Origin of the sequence: Escherichia sp. TW09308 (assembly GCF_000208565.1) — a bacterium.
Lineage (GTDB): Bacteria > Pseudomonadota > Gammaproteobacteria > Enterobacterales > Enterobacteriaceae > Escherichia > Escherichia marmotae.
The window spans coordinates 1,747,894-1,765,291 of the sequence record NZ_AEME01000001.1; the positions used below are offsets into that span (position 1 = coordinate 1,747,894).

Consider the following 17,398-nt stretch of genomic DNA (forward strand, 5'->3'; position numbering starts at 1 on the left):
TCACGAAATTTATGAAACAGCAAAAGTGTTTCATTTTTGTGTTCTGAAAGCCCCGCGATAGCCAGAGTGTACCACGCCTCCCGTGAGAAATGCCGCGCTGTCCAGGGCCTGGCAATTTTCTGAGGAAATGTTTGATGGCTACCCTCACCACGGGCGTGGTTCTTCTTCGCTGGCAGCTTCTTAGCGCCATACTGATGTTTCTGGCTAGTACGCTCAACATCCGTTTTCGGCGGTCTGATTATATCGGGCTGGCAGTGATCAGTAGTGGTCTGGGCGTTGTTTCCGCCTGCTGGTTCGCGATGGGACTGCTCGGAATCACAATGATGGATATTGCCGCAATCTGGCACAATATTGAGTCGGTAATAGTGGAAACCACAAATCAGGCACCGCCACAATGGCCAATGATTTTGGTGTGATATGCAGAAGCCTCCATATGGAGGCTTCTTTTTTATCCCTGGCAGATGCGTTAATCACCTACCTTAAAACAATATAATCTATTGTTTTAAAACAAAATCAGAATGGGATATCGTCATCGAAATCCATCGGCGGCTCGTTAGACGGCGCTGCCGGAGCGGACTGCTGCGGGCGAGACTGCGCGCCGCCGCTGAACTGATTGCCACCCTGCGGCTGCTGAGGTTGACCCCAACCGCCCTGCGGCTGACCGCCCCCGATGTTACCGCCTGCCGGAGCGCCACCACCCTGACGACCACCCAGCATCTGCATGGTGCCGCCAACGTTCACCACGACTTCTGTGGTGTAGCGATCCTGACCGGATTGGTCGGTCCATTTGCGGGTACGCAACTGACCTTCGATATAAACCTGGGAACCTTTACGCAGATATTCACTGGCCACTTCCGCCAGTTTGCCGAACAGCACAACGCGGTGCCATTCAGTCTGCTCTTTCATCTCGCCGGTCGCTTTATCACGCCAGGATTCGGAAGTAGCCAGCGTAATGTTGGCAACTGCGCCACCATTTGGCATGTAGCGTACTTCCGGGTCCTGGCCCAGATTACCAACGAGAATAACCTTATTTACGCCTCTGCTGGCCATGTTCGTGTCTCCTGAAAAAAACGGTCTAATAAGTGTAAACGCGCGATTGTAGCATTACCAATAGCGGTTTTACCACGATGTGACCTCGGTTCCGGGAAACAAACATGGTCCGACATTGTTACACAGCACTCCGGATTCTGCATTCCAATACTGTATATTCATTCAGGTCGATTTGTGTCATAATTAACCGTTTGTGATCGCCGGTAGCGCCATGCCGCCGGGCAAAAAGTGTTTAATCCGGGAAAGGTGAATGGATAAGATCGAAGTTCGGGGCGCCCGCACCCATAATCTCAAAAATATCAACCTCGTTATCCCCCGCGACAAACTGATTGTCGTTACCGGGCTTTCGGGTTCTGGCAAATCCTCGCTCGCTTTCGACACCTTATATGCCGAAGGGCAGCGTCGTTACGTTGAATCCCTTTCCGCCTACGCGCGGCAGTTTCTGTCACTGATGGAAAAGCCGGATGTCGACCATATCGAGGGGCTTTCACCCGCCATCTCGATTGAACAGAAATCGACGTCCCACAACCCGCGCTCCACGGTGGGGACAATCACCGAAATCCACGACTATTTGCGTCTGCTGTACGCTCGCGTCGGTGAGCCGCGCTGCCCGGATCACGATGTCCCGCTGGCGGCGCAAACCGTCAGCCAGATGGTAGACAACGTCCTGTCGCAGCCGGAAGGCAAACGTCTGATGCTACTCGCGCCAATCATTAAAGAGCGCAAAGGCGAACACACTAAAACGCTGGAGAATCTGGCGAGTCAGGGTTACATCCGCGCACGTATTGATGGCGAAGTCTGCGATCTTTCCGATCCGCCGAAACTGGAACTGCAAAAGAAACACACGATTGAAGTGGTAGTTGATCGTTTCAAAGTGCGTGACGATCTTACCCAACGCCTGGCGGAGTCATTTGAAACGGCGCTGGAGCTTTCCGGCGGTACGGCGGTGGTTGCCGATATGGACAATCCGAAAGCGGAAGAGCTGCTCTTTTCCGCCAACTTCGCCTGTCCGATTTGCGGCTACAGTATGCGCGAACTGGAACCGCGTCTGTTTTCGTTCAACAACCCGGCGGGCGCCTGCCCGACCTGTGACGGCCTCGGCGTTCAACAATATTTCGATCCTGACCGAGTGATCCAAAATCCGGAACTATCGCTGGCGGGCGGCGCGATCCGCGGCTGGGATCGCCGTAATTTTTATTACTTCCAGATGCTGAAATCACTGGCAGACCACTATAAGTTCGACGTCGAAGCGCCGTGGGGCAGCCTGAGTGCGAACGTGCATAAAGTGGTGCTTTACGGTTCTGGCAAGGAAAATATCGAATTCAAATACATGAACGATCGTGGCGATACGTCTATCCGCCGCCATCCGTTCGAAGGCGTGCTGCACAATATGGAGCGCCGTTATAAAGAAACGGAATCCAGCGCGGTACGCGAAGAGTTAGCCAAGTTTATCAGCAATCGTCCGTGCGCCAGTTGTGAAGGGACGCGTCTGCGCCGTGAAGCACGCCACGTTTATGTTGAGAATACACCGCTGCCTGCCATCTCTGACATGAGCATCGGCCATGCGATGGAGTTCTTCAACAATCTCAAACTCGCCGGGCAACGTGCGAAGATTGCGGAAAAAATCCTTAAAGAGATTGGCGACCGCCTGAAATTCCTCGTTAACGTCGGGCTGAACTACCTGACACTTTCCCGCTCGGCAGAAACCCTTTCCGGCGGTGAAGCCCAGCGTATCCGTCTGGCAAGCCAGATTGGCGCAGGGCTGGTTGGCGTGATGTACGTGCTGGATGAACCGTCTATCGGCCTGCATCAACGCGATAACGAACGCCTGCTGGGTACGCTTATCCACCTGCGCGATCTCGGTAATACCGTGATTGTGGTGGAGCACGACGAAGACGCTATTCGCGCGGCTGACCATGTCATCGACATTGGCCCGGGCGCAGGTGTACACGGTGGTGAAGTGGTCGCGGAAGGTCCGCTGGAAGCGATTATGGCAGTTCCGGAGTCGTTAACCGGCCAGTACATGAGCGGTAAACGCAAAATTGAAGTGCCGAAGAAACGCGTACCCGCAGATCCGGAAAAAGTGCTGAAACTGACAGGCGCGCGCGGCAACAACCTGAAAGATGTGACGCTGACGCTGCCGGTAGGTCTGTTTACCTGCATCACCGGGGTTTCAGGTTCTGGTAAATCGACGCTGATTAACGACACGCTGTTCCCGATTGCCCAACGCCAGTTGAATGGCGCAACAATTGCTGAACCTGCACCCTATCGCGATATTCAGGGGTTGGAGCATTTCGACAAAGTCATCGATATCGACCAAAGCCCAATTGGTCGTACTCCGCGTTCCAACCCGGCGACCTATACCGGCGTGTTTACGCCTGTACGCGAATTGTTTGCGGGCGTACCGGAATCCCGTGCGCGCGGTTATACGCCTGGACGGTTCAGCTTTAACGTCCGTGGTGGGCGCTGCGAAGCCTGTCAGGGCGATGGTGTAATCAAAGTGGAAATGCACTTCCTGCCGGATATTTACGTGCCGTGCGACCAGTGCAAAGGTAAACGTTATAACCGCGAAACGCTGGAGATTAAGTACAAAGGTAAAACCATCCACGAAGTGCTGGATATGACCATCGAAGAAGCGCGTGAGTTCTTTGATGCTGTGCCCGCACTGGCGCGTAAACTGCAAACGCTGATGGATGTTGGTCTGACGTACATCCGTCTCGGGCAGTCCGCAACCACGCTTTCCGGTGGTGAGGCCCAGCGTGTGAAGCTGGCGCGTGAATTGTCAAAACGCGGCACCGGGCAGACGCTGTATATTCTCGATGAACCGACCACCGGTCTGCACTTTGCCGATATTCAGCAACTGCTCGACGTTCTGCATAAACTGCGCGATCAGGGCAATACCATTGTGGTGATTGAGCACAATCTCGACGTGATCAAAACCGCTGACTGGATTGTTGATCTGGGGCCAGAAGGTGGCAGCGGCGGCGGTGAGATCCTCGTCTCCGGCACGCCAGAAACCGTCGCAGAGTGTGAAGCATCGCATACAGCGCGCTTCCTCAAGCCAATGCTGTAATCGTTAAGGCCGCTTTCTGAGCGGCCTCAGATTATTGACAAAGTGCGCTTTGTTCTTGCCGGATGCGGCGTGAACGCCTTATCCGGCCTACAAAAACATGCAATTTCAATATATTGCAGGGATTACGTAGGCCTGATAAGCGTAGCGCATCAGGCAATTTTGTGTTTGTCATCATTCTCAGGCCGCTTGCTGAACGGTCTTTTCCTTTCAGAGTTGCACCAGCAATTTACGTTTTTCTTCCGGCAGCAAATTCACCGCCTGCTGATACGACGCATCGACCAGATAATAGATTTGCGAATCCGGCAGCGAGCCATCGAGATAAACAGTGCTCCAGTGCGCTTTGTTCAGATGTCGGCTGGGGCGAACATCACTGTGCTGCTGACGCAGAAGATCCGCCAATTCCGGGCTGGTTTTCAGCGAAACCGCTGGGCGATTTTCCACCTCTTTCACCATCGCAAACAGCACATCTTCAACTTTGATTTGCGTTGCTTTCCAGTCACTATGCACACTCTGTTCTGCGCCTGGTTTTGCCATGCAATATTGTAGCAACTCCGAAATAGTCATTTTTTACTCCCCTTGTAGTGTCGCGATGATGCGACGCGATCCGCCGTGGATGCGATGTTCCCCCAGCCAGATCCCCTGCCAGGTGCCGGTCTGAATACGCCCTTTATGCACTGGCAATACGAGCGATACCCCCAGCATTGAGGATTTGATATGAGAAGGCATATCGTCTGCTCCTTCATAGTCATGCTCATAGCTACCGTTATCGGGAACCGCACGGAGGAAAAAACGCTCCATGTCATGGCGTACAGTGGGGTCGCAATTCTCATTAAGTGTCAGAGAGGCGGAGGTGTGTTGCAGCAACAGGTGCAGTAAACCAACATTAACACGCGGCATATCAGCCAGTTGATTCAGAATTTCATCCGTTACCAGATGGAATCCACGAGATTTGGCGCTAAGCGTGAGCGTTTTTTGATACCACATGTGCTGCTCCTTGATAAAACTCTCTTAATCAGTTTGCAGCAAGACAGCGAAAGGATAAAGGTTTGATTAAAAAAACAGCATTCGGGAGAGTGTCATACTCTCCCGCTCTGTCAGTATTCTGAATTGACGATCACCTCTTCGCCAAAAGCACCCGCTTGTGGCAAGGGTTTGTAGGTAGAGTTGGAGGCTCGCAGAATACGGATACCACGAATGCCAACATCACGCGCGGCAGTGATATCGTTATCAGAATCACCATAAAACATTCGGATATTTTTATCCTGCAACCACTGCGTTTTTGTGTTTTGTCCTGGTTTATCGCCCGCAAAAATGACCGGGTTCATACTGGTTGCCGGGATATGAAAGTCATCAGCTAATGTTTTTGAAACCGTTTCTGTTTTCGTTGGGCTACGGCCAGTCACAAAGAAGATAGCGTCGCCGCGGCGGACATGTATATCAATTAGCTGACGTGCAACCTCTTTTGGAATGCTGAATTCATCCCAACCGTTGTTCATCTTTTCCCAGAAGGCCGGGTTTTTCAGATAATCTTCGCTTTCTGGCGAGAATATTTTCTTGCCGCGCCAGAATCCGGGGCTGGAAAACAGAACCGTGTCATCAATATCGAACCCAACCGCCATTGGTGGACGCCCTGCGAGGCTATTTTCAATTTGTGCGACCGATACCCAATGGACAGGTGCCTGTTCAGCAAGTCTGGCAACGTTAGTGCCGGGATTAAGCGGTGAAGGTGAAGAGGCCAGTGCAACAGCGGAACTGTTTAGAGCGAACAATAAGCAAACGGCACTCAATGCCTGTGTGATCTTGCGCATATTTTTCCCTAAATAGTCAGTAAGTTGAAACTTTTTATTGTGATATTTGTTGAAAAAACCATCTGACCATAACGCCAGCAGTGTGAGAAAGGAAGGATTATCTGCGGCTTTTGTGAAGAAAGGGAGCAGGATCACATGAGACCAGCCCATGTTTGTTAATATTTAATAACTTAATGTATTTCCATAGAATACTAGAACAGGCGGCTATTCAACCGCCTGCTGGCGAACCTTACATCACCGCAGCAAATGCCTTTGCCACACGCTGCACGTTTGCAGAGTTAAGCCCCGCCACGCACATACGCCCGCTGGCGATCAGGTAAACACCAAACTCTTCACGCAGTCGGTCAACCTGGGCGGCGCTTAAACCGGTATAGCTGAACATACCGCGTTGCTTAAGCAGATAATCGAAATTACGCCCCGGCATCTCAGTACTCAGCTCCTGCACCAGTTGCTGACGCATTGCCAGAATACGGGTACGCATTTCTTCTACTTCTGCCAGCCAGTTGGCTTTCAACGCCTCATCATTCAGCACCGTTGCCACCACCTGCGCACCAAAATTCGGCGGACTGGAGTAAATACGGCGCACAGTGGCTTTCAATTGCCCCAGCACGCGGCCTGCGGCTTCGGCATCTTCACACACTACCGAAAGACCGCCGACACGTTCGCCGTACAGCGAGAAAATTTTCGAGAATGAATTGCTCACCAGAGCGGGCAATCCGGCACTGGCAATGGCGCGAATGGCGTAGGCATCCTCGTCCATACCAGCACCAAATCCTTGATAGGCGATATCAAGGAATGGGATAAGCTCACGTGTCTTGAGGATTTCAATCACCGCATCCCACTGGTCATTGGTGAGATCGGCGCCTGTTGGGTTATGGCAACACGGATGCAACAGCACAATACTGCGGGCGGGCAGTGTTTTCAGCGTCGCCAGCAAGTCGCTAAAACGCACACCGTTGGTCGCTTCGTCATACCAGGGGTAAGTGCTCACTTCGAATCCAGCACCGGCGAATATTGCTACGTGGTTTTCCCAGGTAGGATCGCTGACCCAGACGCCTGATTCAGGGAAATAGCGTTTCAGGAAGTCAGCGCCCACTTTTAATGCCCCCGAGCCGCCGAGGGTTTGAATGGTCGCCACACGCTGTTGTTGCAACACCGGATGGTTCGCACCGAACAACAGCGGCGCAAGAGCATGGCGATAGCTGTTAAGCCCTTCCATCGGCAAATAAAGCGAAGCGCCGTGAGGCTGCGCATTCAGGCGCGCTTCCGCTTCTGCGACGGCTTTTAGTTGCGGGATAATCCCGTCTTCGTTGTAGTACAGGCCGATACTTAAATTCACTTTGTCGCCGCGAGGATCTTCTTTAAAACGCTCCATAAGCGAAAGAATCGGGTCGCCAGCGTAGGCGTCAACTTTTTGAAACACGCGATGGTTCTCCAGGTTTACAGGCAGGTGGTTAAAACACAATAAACCGGAAGATGGGGAAGATCGAGAGGATGTTTAGCAATGAGCGGAATTAATAACGTAGCGCGGCTGATGAAAAACGCAAAACCTCCAGTGGCACAAACGACAAGAGTGTATCAATTTATTGAATTTACATTGCGTTGCTGGCCGGATAAGGCTTTCACACCACACCCGGCACAGACAATCAAATATTGCTGAACGATTAATCGACGTATTTCATCGCCACCCTTGACGTCAGGCGCGTGATAAGTTCGTAAGCACTTACTTTTGTCATTGCAGCGATTCGCTCAACCGGCAGACCTTCACCCCACAGAATCACCGGATCACCCGCTTTATCCTGCGCCTCTGGGCCTAAGTCTACGCAGATCATATCCATCGCAACTCGCCCGACGATTGGCACTTCGCGGCCATTGACCAGCACTGGCGTACCGGACGGAGCTGCGCGAGGGTAGCCATCGCCATAACCCATCGCCACAACGCCAAGACGGGTATCACGTTCGCTGATCCATGTTCCGCCATAACCTACAGGCTCCCCGGCTTTATGCCCACGCACAGCGATCAGACTGGAGGTCAGAGACATCACTGGCTGGCAACCGAAATCAGCACCGGTGGAGCCATCTTCCAGCGGCGATACACCGTAAAGAATGATGCCGGGGCGCACCCAGTCAAAATGCGACTGTGGCCATAACAAGATTCCACCCGATGCGGCGATTGAACGCTTGCCGGGCCTGCCTTCGCAAAAGGTATTGAAGATATCGAGTTGTTTCTCAGTCGCGCCGCATTTTGGCTCATCAGCGCGAGCAAAGTGGCTGACAATATTCACCGGCTGACGGACGTTTTTGCATTGCGTAAGTCGTTGATAAAACGCCTCAGCTTGTTCCGGTAACACGCCCAGTCGGTGCATACCGGTGTCGAGTTTCATCCAGACGGTAACTGGCTCCTCCAGATTAGCCTCTTCCAGAGCAGCAAGCTGTTCTTCGTTATGCACGGCGGTATGCAGATGTTCAGCGGAGATCGTCGACAAATCGTCTGCTTCAAAAAAACCTTCCAGTAACAAAATAGGTTGCGTGATGCCCCCCGCTCTAAGCCGCAGAGCTTCTTCGAGACGGGCGACGCCAAAAGCGTCAGCATCGGGGAGCGTTCGCGCGGTCTCAATCAGACCGTGACCGTAGGCGTTCGCTTTCACCACCGCAACCAGTTTACTGGCAGGTGCCAGTTCACGCAGACGTTGCAGGTTGTGTCGCAGAGCGCGGCGGTTAATCACAACAGTTGCCGCTTGCATTTGTGTTCCTTGATAAGTGTTTGCTTTAATTACCTGATTTATAAAATAATTATTACTCGTCGTCGTATTGCGGCCCTGCGTAATTATCAAAGCGCGACCATTGACCGTTAAAGGTCAGCCGTACCGTCCCGATTGGGCCGTTACGTTGTTTACCGATAATAATTTCCGCGATGCCTTTTAAATCACTGTTTTCGTGATAAACCTCATCACGATAGATAAACATGATCAAGTCCGCATCCTGCTCGATGGAGCCGGATTCACGCAGGTCAGAGTTGACCGGGCGTTTGTCGGCACGTTGTTCCAGAGAGCGGTTCAACTGCGAGAGTGCCACCACCGGCACGTTCAGCTCTTTTGCCAGCGCTTTTAGCGAGCGGGAGATTTCTGCAATTTCCAGCGTACGGTTATCGGAAAGCGCCGGTACGCGCATCAATTGCAGGTAGTCGATCATGATAAGCCCGATGCCGCCGTGCTCACGGGCAATACGGCGCGCGCGGGAGCGCACTTCCGTTGGCGTCAGGCCGGAGGAATCATCGATATAGATATTACGTTTTTCGAGCAAAATGCCCATCGTGCCGGAAATGCGCGCCCAGTCTTCATCATCAAGCTGCCCGGTACGGATTTTGGTCTGGTCAACACGTGACAGTGACGCCAGAGAACGCATCATAATCTGTTCTGATGGCATCTCCAGCGAGAAGATCAATACCGGTTTATCCTGCAACATCGCCGCATTTTCAACGAGGTTCATCGCAAATGTCGTTTTACCCATCGACGGACGTGCCGCGACGATGATCAAATCCGACGGCTGCAAACCCGCGGTTTTTTTGTTGAGATCGTCGTAGCCGGTATTAACACCGGTTACACCATCGTGCGGCTGCTGGAAAAGTTGCTCAATACGCGCCACCGTGGCGTCGAGCACATCAGCGATGTTCTTCGGTCCTTCGTCTTTATTGGCACGACTTTCGGCAATTTTAAAGACGCGAGACTCAGCAAGGTCGAGCAGGTCTTCACTGGTGCGTCCTTGCGGATCAAAACCGGCTTCGGCAATCTCATTAGCAACCGAGATCATCTCACGGACAACGGCACGTTCGCGCACGATGTCAGCATATGCACTGATGTTTGCCGCACTTGGCGTATTTTTTGACAGTTCCGCCAGATAGGCAAAACCACCAACGCTGTCGAGTTGCCCCTGGCGCTCCAGCGATTCTGCCAGGGTGATCAGGTCGATGGGGCTACCGCTTTCCTGCAAACGCGCCATTTCAGTAAAGATATGACGGTGCGGACGGGTGTAGAAATCGTCTGCCACCACACGCTCGGCCACATCATCCCAGCGTTCGTTATCCAGCATTAAACCGCCCAACACCGACTGCTCCGCTTCGATCGAGTGCGGAGGCACTTTCAGCCCGGCAACTTGTGGATCGCGTTCGCGGGGTTCAGTTTGTTGTTTGTTGAAGGGTTTATTGCCTGCCATAACGAATGGTGTTACCTGATGTTGAACGGGGGACAAGAGAGTATAGCGAGAAACGGTTTCTCGCTACAGCATTTAACGCCCCTGCTTTCCGGTGGAAGCGCGAATTTGCAGGGTTGGGCGATAAACGTAATGGCTGAGCGGCGCATCAGGTTGCGCGATACGCCGTAGAATTTGCTGCGCCGCTTGTTTCCCCAGCGCCAGTGGTTCTACCGCAATGGTGGTTAACGGCGGGTTACTGTAAGCGCAAGCCGCCACGCCGTCATTACCAATCAGCGAAATATCTTTTCCGGCAAGCACCCCTCTTTCGCCTAACGCCGATTCCGCGCCAAAAGCCATGAGATCGTTATAACAAATTACTGCTGTCGGTGGCGAAGGCATATCTAACAGTTGTTGCATCAACTGGTAGCCGTTGGCCTGAGTCGGTTCAGCACGCAGCGAAAAAGCATCAGTACTCCACGGTTGTAAACCATGATGGTTCATCGCCTCCAGATATCCCTGATAACGCATATGGTGCGTAAGTCCCCCAATAAACACGATGTCCCGGTGTCCTTGTTGAATGAGATATTCCGTAGCTTCCCGGACACCTGCGTGGCTGTCCACGCCAACGTAATCGACGGGCAATTGTTGCCAGTCAAGAGGGCGCATCGTGATTAATAAGGGTGTGGAACTGTTGGCATAACGCTGTAAATCGGCTTCTGAGGTGCTGTTTACTGGACAGAGGACAATGCCCGCGACGTGGTGTTCCAGCAAGGTATCAAGTACCTGTTTTTGCCGATCGCTACGCTGGGAGGTATTGGACATTACGGTGATAAAACCGTGCTCCGCCAGCGTCATCTCAAGGCCCATTGTAAATTCAGCGAAGAAAGGGTTGGTCAAATCATCAATCACCACGCCGATAGTCAGTGATTTTTGCGAACGTAAATTGGCGGCAAAACGGTTATAGACATAGCCTAATTGCTCAATGGCTTGTTGGACTTTTTGTTGAGTCTCTTTTTTGATCAACGGACTGTCGTTGAGTACCAGCGACACGGTCGATTTCGAAACGCCAGCCGCACGTGCAACATCGGTTAATGTTACCCGCTTTCTTCCTGTATCCGACTTCGCCATGACTACTCCAATCCCCCATAAGATCAAGGCGTTTACTTTATCATAATCTCCTTTTGCTCATGCGATCCGTTACCCCCGGGATCGCAGGAGATCGTCGTTTCGATCACAGATTCACACTTCGCTTATTGTTTTTTTTGCACACCAATCGTACAAATTACGCATAAATTAGATCGTTCCAATTAATTTATAATCACTATTACATTGTTATACATGCATATTTTTAATTATTTTTATATCGAAATAAGGAAACTATTATGTGCTCTGTACGCACGATCACTGCATCGGAAGCTGCAGATTTGATTGCTGATGGCGCAGTTGTCACCGTCTCCTCCTCCAGTGGAATGGGTTGCCCGGATGTCGTGCTGGCGGCAATAGGTGAACGCTTTCAACGTGCCGGACATCCGCAAAACATCACTACCATCCACCCTATCGCTGCAGGTGATATGTATGGCGTAAAAGGTGTCGATCATCTGGCGCAACCGGGCTTACTGGCAAAAGTGATCGCAGGCTCCTACCCCTCCGGGCCATCATCAATGACGCCTCCGTTAATCTGGCAAATGATCAATGACAACGCGATCCCCGCCTGGAATCTGCCTTCCGGGATCTTATTTGATATGCACCGGGAAGCCGCGGCTCATCGCCCTGGCGTGCTGACACAAACAGGTATGGATACTTATGTAGATCCCCTGTTGCAGGGCGGTGCAATGAATGAAAAAGCGGCGCAACAATCTCTGGTTGAACGTGTTCGATTTGCTAACGACGACTGGCTGTTTTTCCCCAGTATCGTGCCCCAGGTGGCTATCATTCGCGCTACTACTGCCGATGAACGCGGCAATCTGACTTATGAACATGAAGGGGCTTATCTTGGGCCACTGGAACAAGCCACCGCCGTTCGCAATAACGGTGGAATCGTAATTGCGCAAGTAAAACGGCAGGTTGCTGCCGGAAGCCTGAAACCAAAAGAGGTGCGTATTCCTGGTGTATTGGTGGATTACATCGTAATTGCACCGGAACAAACACAAACCACGCAAACGCAATACGAACCTGCTATTTCCGGCGAAATCAGTCGTCCGCTGTCAGACTTTAGTTATATGGAACATAGCCCGGCGCGGGTTATTGCCCAGCGAGTCGCGCAAGAACTACAACGTGGTGATGCGGTAAATATTGGCTTTGGTATTTCTGCCAACGTGCCGCGTATTTTGCTGGAACAAGGTCGCCACGGTGACGTCACCTGGCTGCTGGAACAAGGGGCGATTGGCGGAGTTCCACTGCTGGAATTTCAGTTCGGCTGCGCTTCTAATGCGGAAGCATTTTTGCCCTCTCCCCAGCAATTCACCTATTTCCAGGGCGGTGGCTTTGATCTCACTCTGATGTCATTTTTACAAATCGGCGCAGATGGCTCAGTAAACGTCTCGCATCTGCCCGCTCGTCCACATGTGACTGCCGGATGCGGTGGTTTTATTGATATCACTTCACATGCGAAGCGGATTATTTTCTCTGGCTTTTTCAATGCAGGTGCACAGCTACAACTGGAAGATGGCCAACTACGTATCATTAAAGAAGGCAAAGCCAAAAAACTGGTGCAAGAAGTCGCCCACGTGACGTTCTCTGGCAAACGCGCGATGGCGCGAGGTCAACAAGTGCAATACATCACTGAACGCTGCGTGTTGGAATTAACACCAGACGGGTTACTGGTCACGGAAATTGCCCCGGGTATTGAGCCTGAACGCGACATTCTCTCCCAAAGCGATGCCCCACTCCGTCTGGCAGACGATCTCAAGTTAATGAATCCCCTCTATTTTCAACAAGGAAGTGACCATGAGTAACGGCACCATTGACCTCCTGCGCAACGATTTCGTTGCCACACTGGTGATTAACCGCCCGGCGAAACTCAACGCATTAACTCCGGAGATGCTTGAACAGCTACTGACACATTGCCATACGCTGGAAACTGATTCGGAGATCCGCGTGGTACTACTGACCAGTGCCAGTGAAAAAGCATTTTGTGTCGGCGCGGATATTCATCGCTGGTCCTCTCTTTCTGCGCTCGATATGTGGCGCAACTGGATCCGTCGCGGTCATCAGGCATTTGACGCACTGGCACAACTGCCACAGCCCGTAATTGCTCTGATGCACGGCCTCGCCTATGGCGGTGGCCTGGAACTGGCTGCTACCGCCGATATCCGTATTTGTAGCGACGAAGCACGGATGGCGCTACCAGAAACCGGGCTGGCGACAGTGCCTGGCTGGTCAGGTACTCAGCGGCTGACGGCACTGATTGGGCGCTCACTGGTGAAAGAATTGATATTTACGGGCGAACCACTGGATGCGCAACGTGCACTGTCCTGCGGACTGGTAAATCGTGTTGTCGCCAGAGAAGCGTTACACGATGCCGGGCAGCAACTGGCACAACGTATCGCCCAGCGCGCTCCCATTGCTGTGCAGCTAGCCAAACAGGTTATTGATGCCGGTGAAGGTATTGCCGTGGCCTCAACGCTTGAAGCACTGGCTGGCGCTTTTTCCTCCACTACTCAAGATGCTCGTGAAGGCAGTCAGGCATTTGCCGAGAAGCGTCAACCGAACTTTAGCGCCCGATAACTTAACGTTTCATTTTGGATTTTAACAACAACGCAGAATCCCATTGATTTTGGGCGGATCTCTTTTATCCGTCTGAAAGGAGATACATCATGCAACCTACACAACTAGCTGAAAAAACGAATGTTTCATCAGCAGATCTACGTCGCGCGGCGTGGACCTGCTCTCTCGGCAGCGCACTGGAATACTACGATTTCGCACTTTACAGCCTGGCCTCCGCCATTATTTTTGGGCCACTCTTTTTTCCTAATCAGGAACCGGGAATGGCGCTTATCGCCAGTTTTGGTACTTACTTTCTCGGGTTTGCCGTCAGACCGGTAGGCGGCATTCTCTTCGGCTCATTAGGTGATCGTCTGGGACGTAAATTTGTCCTGCTCGCAACGGTGTTGTTAATGGGGATCGCCAGCACGTTGATTGGGGTTTTACCCACCTACGAAACAGCAGGGATCTGGGCACCGATCATGCTTATCGCATTACGCCTGTTACAAGGGCTTGGTGCGGGTGCGGAACAGGCTGGAGCGGCTGTACTGATGACCGAATATGCCCCCAACGGCAAACGGGGTTATTACGCTGCGCTGCCGTTCCTTGGTATTCAGATTGGCACGTTTATGGCATCTGCCGTTTACTTCATCCTGCTCCACAATGTGACAAATCTTGCCGAAACCTGGTGGTGGCGTCTGCCCTTCCTCTCCAGCGTGGTGATTATCGCGGTGGCCATTTATATTCGTCTGCATCTTAAAGAGTCACCGTCATTCGCCAAACTTGAAGCTCGCCAACAAGTTACAGAATCACCTTTACGCAATTTGCTGAAAACGTCACGCCGCAACGTCTTCGTGGGGATTGGTTTGCGCCTGGCAGAAAACGGCGGCTCTTCGATTTATCAGGCTTTAGCTATTAGCTATATCGTTGGTGTGGTTGGGCTGGATAAATCGGTCGGCACACTGTGTCTAATGTCCGCGGTGGTGGTAGGCGCAATTATGGTGCCCGTTGCTGGTTGGCTGACAGACCGCTTCGGTAGGGTTATTGTCTATCGCAGCCTGGCAATTTTTCAGCTATTGATCACCTTTCCGGTATGGTGGTCTTTCAGCCACGGCAATGTTCCGGTCACGATTGTCTCTCTTTCTCTGGCGTTGGGTGTTGGGGCATGGGGGATGTTCGGCGCTCAGGGCGCTTTCCTGCCGGAATTGTTTGGTGCCCGCCATCGTTATATTGGCGTAGCACTGGCAAGGGAAGTTTCTGCAGTTATCGCGGGTGGGATCGCCCCGCTGGTTGGCTCAGCCATCATCTCCTGGGTAATTCACACCAACGATCCAAGCGGTATTGCCGCCTGGATGCCAATTGCGATTTACCTCAGTCTGTTGACCGTTGGCACGATCATTGCGACCTTTTTTGCGCCAGAAACACGCGATCGTGATCTTGATGATCTGGCCGATGCAAGCGTGATCACCGTCTCCCGACGCAATCAAACTACGGGGTCATACTATGACGCATAATGTCTCTGAATCCATTATCGATTCCCTGATAGACGTGAAAATGCCCCATTACGCACCGCTGGCTCAGACCAGCGGGTATATCGACCTCAACGGTTCACTATTGCCAGAGTACCTTTGCAACACTCTGGTTTTGGGAAGCGGTGCCGCCGGGTGGCGTGCCGCAGTTGAGCTCAAGCGACAGAATGTCGATGTGATGGTAGCCTCCAGCAAAGCCTTCTGGGGCACTTCCGCCTGTTCTGGTTCTGATAAACAAACGCTTCACACCGCCAATACTCGTGCAAATGGTGACCATTTTCTGGCATTAAGTGACTCTCTGGCGGCGGGTGGTTCGATGGATTATGACACTGCATATGTTGAGGCCGTCGGATCAGTGAACACCTGTGAAGTACTGAAATATCTGGGTCTGGATCTGCCAGAAGATCTCTTTGGCGCAACGTTGCGTTATCAAACCGATCACGATGAGTTTGGCCGCGCAACCAGTTGCGGCCCACGCACATCGCGCCTGATGGTTAAGGTGCTGGCTCAGGAGGCAATGCGCCTTAATATCCCTCTTTGCGATCACACAACAGCGATTCGTATCCTGACCAGTGATGAAGGAGAAAATAGACGAGTCGCAGGGGTGATCGCAATCGATAAAGCCTGTCGGGATAATCCCTGGCGAATGGTAGTGATTCGCTGCCAACATCTGGTTTTAGCCACGGGCGGGCCTGGTGAACTTTATCGTGACAGTGTCTATCCGGTGAACTGCTTTAGTGCGTTGGGCATGGCACTGGAAGCAGGTATAACCCTGGTGAATCTTACGGAAAGTCAGTTTGGTATCGGTACACCGCGCAGCCAGTTTCCGTGGAATCTTTCCGGTACTTACATGCAAGCAATGCCGCGCATCTACTCGCAGGACCACTCCGGACGTCAGTATAATTTTCTGGCAGCTTATTACCCCACGACTCGTATGCTGGCCTCCGCTATATTTCGCAAAGGTTACCAATGGCCGTTTCACGCGGAACGAATGCTGGACTATGGCTCCAGCCTGCTAGATGTCGCGGTATATGAGGAGACACAAAAAGGGCGCGATGTTTTCCTCGATTTTCTGCAGGAACCGGCCCCCGCAGCGGACGGAACGCCATTCAACCTGCAGGAACTGGATGATGATGTCATCGGCTATCTGCAAGAAAATCACGCTCTGTTGGCGCAACCACTGGCGCGATTAACACAGATGAATCCACTGGCTCTTCGTTTGTATCAGATGCATGGTCATGACCTGACTGCCTCACCACTAAAATTTACGTTAAACAATCAACATCTTAATGGCGGAATTGATGTTGATATTTGGGGGCGTACCTCGCTAATTGGTTGTTATGCTGTCGGAGAAAATGCCGGAACACATGGTGTCACGCGCCCTGGTGGATCAGCGCTCAATGCCGGGCAAGTTTTTGCCCGCCGCTGTGCATTGCATATTGCTCATCAGAAAAGCCAAAACCTCCCTCTCGAGAGGCAACAAATTCTCAGTACGATTAACGAGGCGCAACAGTACCTGAATCAAGGACTGCTGCGCGACGACGTGCGAGAAGCGATACAAAATACCATGAGCCACCATGCCGCAATTTTGTGTCATACACAGGAGATCAACGCTGCCGCGCAAACCATAGCAACACTCTGTGAAGATATTCGCCGGGAAGGTATTCAAAGCGATGAAAACAGCCTCGCCCAATCTTTCCAGTGGCGGCAAAGTGCGCAACTGGCGCTGGCGGTACTGCGCTCTTTACAATGCTATATCGAAAACGGTGGAGGAAGTCGTGGTGCCAGAGCGATCTATGATGGTGAAGCCGGTATCGCACCGCAAACACCCGGTGGGCCACTCCTGACCTGGCGTTTTCGGCCTGAAAATCAGGATGCCCGGCAATTTATGATTTGTGTTTGTCTGGATGCTAATAGTTACCAAACCTGGACTCGCCCGTGCCGTGAGCGAGGCGTATTAACGCTAACCAACTTTGAGCACCAGTGGCAAAACTGGATTTTGGCGACGCTGTTTCATACTGACCAGAGATATTCCGGGTTGTGAC

Annotated in this window: 14 protein-coding genes; 6 read left to right on the forward strand and 8 right to left on the reverse strand. The window is 52.1% G+C overall.

What is annotated here, in order from left to right; translation table 11 throughout:
• Window positions 1-134 precede the first annotated feature (134 nt).
• A complete protein-coding gene (locus tag ESM_RS0108495; RefSeq protein ID WP_000224316.1) occupies window positions 135-416 on the forward strand; it encodes a YjcB family protein in 282 nt (93 codons plus the stop codon).
• A gap of 97 nt (window positions 417-513) precedes the next feature.
• Here ESM_RS0108495 and ssb1 read toward each other — a convergent pair whose 3' ends face one another.
• The gene (gene ssb1, locus ESM_RS0108500; RefSeq protein ID WP_000168305.1) at window positions 514-1,050 is read right to left on the reverse strand and encodes a single-stranded DNA-binding protein SSB1; all 537 of its coding nucleotides are present in this window, start codon (window positions 1,048-1,050) and stop codon (window positions 514-516) included.
• A gap of 250 nt (window positions 1,051-1,300) precedes the next feature.
• On the opposite strand from ssb1, the gene uvrA reads away from it, so the two are divergent.
• Complete coding sequence (gene uvrA / locus ESM_RS0108505) at window positions 1,301-4,123, forward strand: excinuclease ABC subunit UvrA (RefSeq protein WP_000357769.1); 2,823 nt, start codon at window positions 1,301-1,303, stop codon at window positions 4,121-4,123.
• A gap of 207 nt (window positions 4,124-4,330) precedes the next feature.
• On the opposite strand, the gene ESM_RS0108510 is transcribed toward uvrA, so the two are convergent.
• The 7 genes from ESM_RS0108510 to ESM_RS0108540 all read right to left on the reverse strand — a co-directional run bounded on the left by ESM_RS0108510 (window position 4,331) and on the right by ESM_RS0108540 (window position 11,250).
• Window positions 4,331-4,687 carry an MmcQ/YjbR family DNA-binding protein gene (locus ESM_RS0108510; RefSeq protein WP_000155671.1) on the reverse strand — a complete coding sequence of 119 codons (357 nt, stop codon included), beginning with the start codon at window positions 4,685-4,687 and terminating at the stop codon, window positions 4,331-4,333.
• A gap of 3 nt (window positions 4,688-4,690) precedes the next feature.
• Window positions 4,691-5,107, reverse strand: a complete 417-nt coding sequence (locus tag ESM_RS0108515) for a secondary thiamine-phosphate synthase enzyme YjbQ (RefSeq protein ID WP_000270380.1) — start codon at window positions 5,105-5,107, stop codon at window positions 4,691-4,693.
• 110 nt (window positions 5,108-5,217) lie between these two features.
• Window positions 5,218-5,931 (reverse strand): acid phosphatase AphA, encoded by a 714-nt coding sequence (aphA, locus tag ESM_RS0108520; protein ID WP_010377498.1) that lies wholly within the window; start codon window positions 5,929-5,931, stop codon window positions 5,218-5,220.
• Between the two features lie 229 nt (window positions 5,932-6,160).
• Window positions 6,161-7,354 carry an aromatic amino acid transaminase gene (gene tyrB, locus ESM_RS0108525; RefSeq protein WP_000486925.1) on the reverse strand — a complete coding sequence of 398 codons (1,194 nt, stop codon included), beginning with the start codon at window positions 7,352-7,354 and terminating at the stop codon, window positions 6,161-6,163.
• A 241-nt stretch (window positions 7,355-7,595) separates the two neighbouring features.
• Window positions 7,596-8,675 (reverse strand): alanine racemase, encoded by a 1,080-nt coding sequence (gene alr / locus ESM_RS0108530; RefSeq protein WP_001147291.1) that lies wholly within the window; start codon window positions 8,673-8,675, stop codon window positions 7,596-7,598.
• 52 nt (window positions 8,676-8,727) lie between these two features.
• Window positions 8,728-10,143: a replicative DNA helicase gene (dnaB, locus tag ESM_RS0108535; RefSeq protein WP_001517572.1), complete on the reverse strand. Its 1,416-nt coding sequence runs from the start codon at window positions 10,141-10,143 to the stop codon at window positions 8,728-8,730.
• A 72-nt stretch (window positions 10,144-10,215) separates the two neighbouring features.
• Window positions 10,216-11,250: a LacI family DNA-binding transcriptional regulator gene (locus ESM_RS0108540; RefSeq protein ID WP_001129779.1), complete on the reverse strand. Its 1,035-nt coding sequence runs from the start codon at window positions 11,248-11,250 to the stop codon at window positions 10,216-10,218.
• A 254-nt stretch (window positions 11,251-11,504) separates the two neighbouring features.
• On the opposite strand from ESM_RS0108540, the gene ESM_RS0108545 reads away from it, so the two are divergent.
• The 4 genes from ESM_RS0108545 (at window position 11,505) to ESM_RS0108560 (ending at window position 17,397) form a co-directional block, all read left to right on the forward strand.
• Window positions 11,505-13,076, forward strand: coding sequence for an acyl CoA:acetate/3-ketoacid CoA transferase (locus ESM_RS0108545; protein WP_000337274.1), 1,572 nt, complete (start codon window positions 11,505-11,507; stop codon window positions 13,074-13,076).
• Window positions 13,069-13,848, forward strand: coding sequence for an enoyl-CoA hydratase/isomerase family protein (locus tag ESM_RS0108550; protein WP_000064839.1), 780 nt, complete (start codon window positions 13,069-13,071; stop codon window positions 13,846-13,848). The genes ESM_RS0108545 and ESM_RS0108550 overlap by 8 nt, the downstream gene beginning before the upstream one ends.
• Window positions 13,849-13,937: 89 nt before the next feature.
• Window positions 13,938-15,338: an MFS transporter gene (locus tag ESM_RS0108555; protein ID WP_001183245.1), complete on the forward strand. Its 1,401-nt coding sequence runs from the start codon at window positions 13,938-13,940 to the stop codon at window positions 15,336-15,338.
• Window positions 15,328-17,397: an FAD-dependent oxidoreductase gene (locus tag ESM_RS0108560; RefSeq protein ID WP_000149523.1), complete on the forward strand. Its 2,070-nt coding sequence runs from the start codon at window positions 15,328-15,330 to the stop codon at window positions 17,395-17,397. The genes ESM_RS0108555 and ESM_RS0108560 overlap by 11 nt, the downstream gene beginning before the upstream one ends.
• Window position 17,398: the final 1 nt, after the last annotated feature.

Bases quoted from the DNA above. Each gene is read 5' to 3' on its own strand.
- alr (WP_001147291.1), bottom strand. From the start codon at position 8,675: ATGCAAGCGGCAACTGTTGTGATTAACCGCCGCGCTCTGCGACACAAC.
- ESM_RS0108550 (WP_000064839.1), top strand. From the start codon at position 13,069: ATGAGTAACGGCACCATTGACCTCCTGCGCAACGATTTCGTTGCCACA.
- dnaB (WP_001517572.1), bottom strand. From the start codon at position 10,143: ATGGCAGGCAATAAACCCTTCAACAAACAACAAACTGAACCCCGCGAA.
- ESM_RS0108540 (WP_001129779.1), bottom strand. From the start codon at position 11,250: ATGGCGAAGTCGGATACAGGAAGAAAGCGGGTAACATTAACCGATGTT.
- uvrA (WP_000357769.1), top strand. From the start codon at position 1,301: ATGGATAAGATCGAAGTTCGGGGCGCCCGCACCCATAATCTCAAAAAT.
- ESM_RS0108555 (WP_001183245.1), top strand. From the start codon at position 13,938: ATGCAACCTACACAACTAGCTGAAAAAACGAATGTTTCATCAGCAGAT.
- ssb1 (WP_000168305.1), bottom strand. From the start codon at position 1,050: ATGGCCAGCAGAGGCGTAAATAAGGTTATTCTCGTTGGTAATCTGGGC.
- ESM_RS0108510 (WP_000155671.1), bottom strand. From the start codon at position 4,687: ATGACTATTTCGGAGTTGCTACAATATTGCATGGCAAAACCAGGCGCA.
- ESM_RS0108545 (WP_000337274.1), top strand. From the start codon at position 11,505: ATGTGCTCTGTACGCACGATCACTGCATCGGAAGCTGCAGATTTGATT.
- ESM_RS0108560 (WP_000149523.1), top strand. From the start codon at position 15,328: ATGACGCATAATGTCTCTGAATCCATTATCGATTCCCTGATAGACGTG.
- ESM_RS0108495 (WP_000224316.1), top strand. From the start codon at position 135: ATGGCTACCCTCACCACGGGCGTGGTTCTTCTTCGCTGGCAGCTTCTT.
- ESM_RS0108515 (WP_000270380.1), bottom strand. From the start codon at position 5,107: ATGTGGTATCAAAAAACGCTCACGCTTAGCGCCAAATCTCGTGGATTC.
- aphA (WP_010377498.1), bottom strand. From the start codon at position 5,931: ATGCGCAAGATCACACAGGCATTGAGTGCCGTTTGCTTATTGTTCGCT.